A 5,891-nucleotide genomic window follows, 5' to 3' on the forward strand; every position below is an offset into this window, starting at 1 on the left:
AGCACCTCGACGTAGCCGTTCTCGGCCATCGCCCGCCCGACCGTCCGCCGGCGCAGTTGGCCGGGGGTGAGCCGGCCGCCGCCGCGCACCGGCGGCAGGATGCTCGGGATGGCGTCGTAGCCGCCGAGCCGGGCCACCTCCTCGACCAGGTCGATCGGGGCCACCAGGTCGGGCCGCCAGGACGGCGGGGTGACCTCGAGCGGCTCGACCCCGCGGACCGTGCAGCCGACCTGGCCGAGCAGCGTGGTGATCTGCTCGGTGTCGTAGGCCAGGCCGATCCGCCGGGTCGGGAGGCTCGTGTCGAGCAGCACCGGGGCCGGCGGGACGACGTGGTCGAGGTCCAGCACCCGCTCGTCCACGGTGCCGCCCGCGTGCTCGGTGAGCAGGGCGACCGCCCGGTCCAGGGCGACCAGCGGCAGTTGCGGGTCGACGCCGCGCTCCCAGCGCTTCGCGGCCTCGCTGAACAGCTTGTGCCGGCGGGCCGTGCGGCCCACCATCACCGGATCCCAGTGCGCGGCCTCCAGGAGGACGTCGACCGTGTCCGGCTGCACCTCGCTGGTCTCGCCGCCCATGACCGCGGCCAGCGAGATCGGCCCGGAGTCGTCGCAGATGACCATGTCCTCGGCGTCGAGGACGCGCGCGACACCGTCCAGGGTGGTCAGCTTCTCGCCCGGGTGGGCCCGGCGCACGACCAGGCCGCCACGCAGCAGGTTCAGGTCGAACACGTGCATCGGCTGGCCCAGCTCGAGCATCAGGTAGTTGGTGATGTCGACGGCGAGCGAGATCGTCCGCACCCCGGCGGTGATCAGCCGGCGCTGCATCCACGCCGGCGACGGCGCGAACGGGTCGATGCCCCGGACCACCCGCGCGGCGAAACGGTCACAGCCGACCGTGTCGTCGATCCGCAACGGGTACGGCGCCTCGGCCGTCGCACCGGGAGCAGGCACGGCACCGGGATCGGTGTACGCCGAGGCGTACGCGTACGACAGCTCGCGGGCCACGCCCCGGATGCTCATCTCGTACCCGCGGTCCGGGGTGATCTCCACGTCGATGATGACGTCGTCGAGCCCCACGATCGGCCGCGCGTCGACGCCCGGCACGGCGGAGTTCGCGGGCAGCACGATGATGCCCGAGTGGTCGCCGCTGAGGCCGAGCTCGGCCGCGGAACAGATCATGCCGTTGGAGTTGCGCCCGTACGTCTTCCGCGCACCGATCTTGAAGCCGCCGGGCAGCTCACCACCGGGCAGGATGACCACGACGAGGTCGCCGGCCTCGAAGTTGCGCGCACCGCAGACGATCTCCTGCGGCTCGGGGTTGCCGACGTCGACGCGGGTGAAGCGGATCGGCTTCTTGAAGCCGGTCAGCTCCTCGATCTCCAGCACCCGGCCGACGACCAGGTCGCCCTTGACGGTGGCGGCCTGGTCGACGATGGACTCCACCTCGATGCCGAGGCCGACCAGCTTGCGCTCCAGCTCGTCGGCGGACAGCACCGCCGGCAGCTGCACGTACTCGCGCAGCCAGGACAGAGACAGCTTCATGATCAGACCGCCATCCCGAAGTTGCGGGTGAACCGGACGTCACCCTCGACCATGTCGCGCATGTCGCTGACCCCGTTACGGAACATCAGCGTGCGCTCGACCCCGATGCCGAACGCGAAGCCCGAGTACCGCTCGGGGTCGATCCCGCAGGCGGTCAGCACCCGCGGGTTCACCAGGCCGCAGCCACCCCACTCGACCCAGCGCGGGCCGTCGCGGTGCTGGGCGAACCAGACGTCGAACTCCGCCGACGGCTCGGTGAACGGGAAGTAGTTCGGCCGCCACCGGGTCCGCGCGTCCGGCCCGAACATCGACCGGGCGAAATGGTCGAGAGTGCCCTTGAGGTGGGCGAGCGTGATGCCCTCGTCGACGACCAGGCCCTCGATCTGGTGGAACACCGGGCTGTGCGTGGCGTCCAGCTCATCCGTGCGGTACGCCCGTCCCGGGCTCACCACGTAGATAGGGGGCTTGCGGCTCAGCATCGTCCGCACCTGGCCGGGCGACGTGTGCGTACGCATGACCAGCCCGGGCAGATCCACGTAGAACGTGTCCATGAGCCCGCGCGCGGGGTGGTCGGGGCCGATGTTGAGCGCGTCGAAGTTCGCCCATTCGAGCTCCAGCTCCGGCCCGTCGACAACCGAATAGCCCATGCCGACGAACAGGTCGCCCATGTGCTCCATCAGCGTGGTCAACGGATGCCGGGCGCCACGCGGGGCCCGGTCCCAGGGCAGGGAGACGTCGACGCGCTCCTCCACCAGAACCCGGGCGGCCCGCTCGAGCTCCAGCTCGGCGAGCCGCGCGTCGAACGCACTCTGGATCGACTGCCGGGCCACGTTGACACGCTTGCCGGCCTCCGACTTGGCGTGCGGCGGCAGTGAACCGATCTCCCGCCGGGCCAGCGACACGGGCGAACGGTCACCGAGATGCGCAGGCTTCAGGGCGCCGAGCGCGTCAAGGTCACCCGCACCGGCGAACGCCTTCTCCGCCTCGGCGACGGCGGCCTCAAGAGCCTCGGGGGCGAGCAGGACGGCCTGCTTCGGATCGTACGGATCGTTGCGGTAGGACATGGTCGGGCGAACTCCCTCACACCGGATGAGCCATCGGGCAGTGTACGGAGGCGCGGCTGGGCCGCAGCCCGCCGGTCAGGGGAAGTCGCGCAGGAGTGTCAGACCCGGCGCCCGCGACCAGCGGGCTGGGTAAACATCATCGGGTGCACTCGGCGCATGAGAGACAGCATACCGCCGCAGCCAACCCGGTATCACGGAGCGGCACTTTGCCACGGCGTGACAGGGCGGCCTCGGCGCGGCAGCCGATCTCCCAGCCTGCGGTTCTCCCCCGGCGACCGCCTCGGTGCGGTTGCCGGGCCTCCTCGCCAACCGTTCTCCCGTGGCGGCGGCCTCGGTGCGGTTGCCAGGCCTCCCCGCCAACCGTTCTCCTGCGGCGGCGGCCTCGGTGCGGCTGCCGGGCCTCCCCGCCAACCGTTCTCCTGCGGCGGCGGGCTGGGTGCGGTTGCTGAACTCATAGCCAACCGTTGTCTCGGGCGACGGTTACGGCCTCGGTGCGGGTGCCGACGCGGAGTTTGGCCAGGATCGCGGTCAGGTGGTTGCGGACCGTCCCGGGTGACAGGTGCAGGCGGCGGGCGATCAGCGACACCGGCACGTCGGGCTCGGCGGAGCGCAGCACGTCGAGCTCGCGCTGGGTCAGCGGGCACTCCGGCATGCTGAGGGCGTCCGCCGCGAGTCCGGGGTCCACGTACCGGCCGCCGCTGTGCACACGCCTGATCACGTCGGCGAGCGTGCCGCCCTTGCAGCCCTTGGGCAGGAACCCTTTGGCGCCGGCGGCCAGGGCCCGCTGCACCTGGGCGGGCCGCGCGTGCCCGGTGAGGATGACCACCGCGCAGGACGGCAGGACGCGGGTGAGCTCGGCGGTGACCTCGATGCCGTCCCGGGGCATCTGGAGGTCCACGACTGCCACGTCGGGCCGGTGTTGCAGCGCTGACTCCACTGCCTCGTGGCCGTCCGCGGCGTGGGCCACCACGTCCAGATCGGCTTCGAGGTCGAGCAGCGCGGCCACGGCGACGCGGATCAGTTCCTCGTCGTCGGCGAGCAGCAGCCGGATCATGGCGCCGAGCGTACGACGGCCTCGACCGTGAACCGGCCGTCCGCCGCTCTGGTCCGCAGCACGCCGCCGGACTCGGCCAGCCGTTCCGCCAGGCCGTGCAGGCCGTGACTGTGCCGATCGGGCGCGGCGTCGCCGGCGCCGTCGTTGACCACGGTCATCATGAACTCCGGCCCGGCCCGGACGATGTCGATCGTGCACCACGCCGCCCGGCTGTGCCGCAGCACGTTCGTGGAGGCCTCGCGCAGCACGGCGGCAAGCGGCGCGGCGACCGGCGAGGGTAGGACGCCGTCGGGTGCCTGCACCGTGCATCGCACCCCGGAGGACTCCAGGACCTGCTCTATGGCGGTCAGTTGCTCGCGCAGGTCGACCTGGCGGTAGCCGTGCACGACCTCTCGTAGCTCGGTCAGGGCTGACGTGGCGAGCCCGCGCACCTCCGCTGCCTCCCGGGCGGCCCGCGGCGGATCCACCGGGGCGAGTCGCTCGGCCAGCTCCGCCTTGAGCGCGATCACCGACAGGTGGTGACCGAGCGAATCGTGCACGTCCCGAGCGAACCGCAACCGTTCCTCGCCGGCGGCCAGCTGGGACTGCGCCGCCCGGCCCTGCTCGGCCTGCATCAGCAGCTCCCAGAACCAGACCTGCACGGCGTTGATCGCTGCTATGCCGGCACCGAAGCCGACCGAGATGATCAGTGCGTCCCGGGCCGAGCCCGGCGTGGTCAACACCGCGACCGCCGCGGTGACGGCGCTGAGCGCCAACGCCTTCCATCTGCCGGTGATGACCGGCAGGACCCCGATGATGCAAGCAGCCAGCCAGGCCCAGCTCGGCCAGGTGCCGCCGGTGGGACCGACCAACGGCAGGGACGCGACGGCCGCGGTGGCGAGGCCCAGCAAGGCGCCGCGGCGGGCCCGTGGACTGAGCCACGGCGTGACGAGGGCGTGCAAGACGAAACCCTGGGCGACCGAGAACAGCAGAATGCCGATCGCGCCGAGAAAGATCCGGAACGTCTCAGGCTCGCGCCAGAGGCCGATCGCCGGCAGGAACAACGCCATCGAGCCGTTGGTAGCCAGCACGACCAGGGTGACGACCCGGGCTCGTCGCATCTGTCTGTGCATGCGCTGATGCTAGGCGCGGGAGCCGCACGGACGACCCATGAAAAGTTCATGGTTGGTGGGTGCGCCGGCGACGGTGCCGGTTGCGCACGGTCAGGCCGAGGCTGCTGGCATGACAATCTCAGTGGTACGAACCCGCCCCTGGCCCTTCGCCCGGCACCTGTTGGAGATGCTCGCCGCGATGGTCGTCGGCATGGCGGCCCTGGCCCCGTTCTGGACACCGTCCCGGGTGGACGTGTCGGCGTTGTGGATGGCCACCACGATGTCGGTCGCGATGGCGGTCTGGATGGGCTACCGGGGCCACTCTCACACCGCGATCGCCGAGATGACCACGGCGATGTACGCCCCCTTCCTGGTCCTGCTCATCCCCTGGTGGGCCGGTCTGATACCGGGTCCGGCGGTGCTCCTCGGCGGCCACCTCCTGATGCTGCCGGCCATGGCGCTGGCCATGCTCCACCGCGCCGACGAGTACGCCGGCGGACACGTCCACGAGCCGAGGACCGGTCTGCTGGCCCGCTGGCCGACCGCGCTGGCGTTGCTGATCACGGTGGACATGCTCGTCGAACCGGCCGCGCTCGCGCCGTGGAAGCTGCTGGTACTGGCGTTCGCCTACCTCACCATCGGAGCGGTGCGGCGCACGTTGGGCCCGCGGGCTGTCCTGATCCGGCAGGTGGCGGCGATGGCGGTATATCTGGGGCTGTTCCTGGCCGCGGTCCTCGCCGGACCGGTGCTGAGCGTCTGGCTGGTGGGGCTGGGGTGGCTCGCGCACGCGGGCTGGGACTGCTGGCACTTCCGCCGGAACGAGGTGGTCCCCCGAGCATTCGCGGAATGGTGCGGCGTCGTGGACGCGGTCATCGGTGTCTCGGTCCTCGCCTACGCGGTCACGCTGTAGCACGTCCGCGCGGGTCACGAGCCCCACAAGTCCACGCGGGTCACGGGTCAACGCGGTCACGCGGGTCAGCGCGGTCACGCGGCTACGCGGATCACGCACCCACGCAGGTCACGGGTCAAGACGGGTCACCCGCCCAAGCGAGTCACGGGTCAACGCGGTCACGCGGGTCAGCGCGGTCACGCGGCTACGCGGATCACGCACCCACGCAGGTCACGGGTCAAGACGGGTCACCCG

5 protein-coding genes are annotated in these 5,891 nt (G+C 71.5%); 1 reads left to right on the forward strand and 4 read right to left on the reverse strand.

What is annotated here, in order from left to right; all coding sequences use genetic code 11:
• From pheT to AB0C29_RS13375, 4 genes are all read right to left on the reverse strand, one after another.
• Positions 1–1,538, reverse strand: a 1,538-nt coding sequence (pheT, locus tag AB0C29_RS13360; RefSeq protein ID WP_360819589.1) for a phenylalanine--tRNA ligase subunit beta, incomplete at its 3' end; no start/stop codon positions are given.
• Positions 1,539–1,540: 2 nt separating this feature from the next.
• Positions 1,541–2,602, reverse strand: a complete 1,062-nt coding sequence (pheS, locus tag AB0C29_RS13365; protein ID WP_360819593.1) for a phenylalanine--tRNA ligase subunit alpha — start codon at positions 2,600–2,602, stop codon at positions 1,541–1,543.
• 451 nt (positions 2,603–3,053) lie between these two features.
• A complete protein-coding gene (locus AB0C29_RS13370; RefSeq protein WP_360819596.1) occupies positions 3,054–3,656 on the reverse strand; it encodes a response regulator transcription factor in 603 nt (200 codons plus the stop codon).
• Positions 3,653–4,768, reverse strand: a complete 1,116-nt coding sequence (locus tag AB0C29_RS13375; protein WP_360819599.1) for a histidine kinase — start codon at positions 4,766–4,768, stop codon at positions 3,653–3,655. Before AB0C29_RS13375 ends, AB0C29_RS13370 begins: the two co-directional genes overlap by 4 nt.
• Before the next feature lie 109 nt (positions 4,769–4,877).
• Between AB0C29_RS13375 and AB0C29_RS13380 the strand changes: the two genes are divergently transcribed.
• Positions 4,878–5,657, forward strand: coding sequence for a hypothetical protein (locus AB0C29_RS13380; protein ID WP_360819602.1), 780 nt, complete (start codon positions 4,878–4,880; stop codon positions 5,655–5,657).
• The last annotated feature ends 234 nt before the right edge of the window (positions 5,658–5,891 follow it).

The sequence above is a fragment of the Actinoplanes sp. NPDC048791 genome, from assembly GCF_040650095.1.
Lineage (GTDB): Bacteria > Actinomycetota > Actinomycetes > Mycobacteriales > Micromonosporaceae > Actinoplanes.

What these genes read in the sequence shown, in the direction of transcription:
- pheS (WP_360819593.1), bottom strand. Translation starts at nt 2,602, where the DNA reads ATGTCCTACCGCAACGATCCGTACGATCCGAAGCAGGCCGTCCTGCTC.
- AB0C29_RS13370 (WP_360819596.1), bottom strand. Translation starts at nt 3,656, where the DNA reads ATGATCCGGCTGCTGCTCGCCGACGACGAGGAACTGATCCGCGTCGCC.
- AB0C29_RS13375 (WP_360819599.1), bottom strand. Translation starts at nt 4,768, where the DNA reads ATGCACAGACAGATGCGACGAGCCCGGGTCGTCACCCTGGTCGTGCTG.
- AB0C29_RS13380 (WP_360819602.1), top strand. Translation starts at nt 4,878, where the DNA reads ATGACAATCTCAGTGGTACGAACCCGCCCCTGGCCCTTCGCCCGGCAC.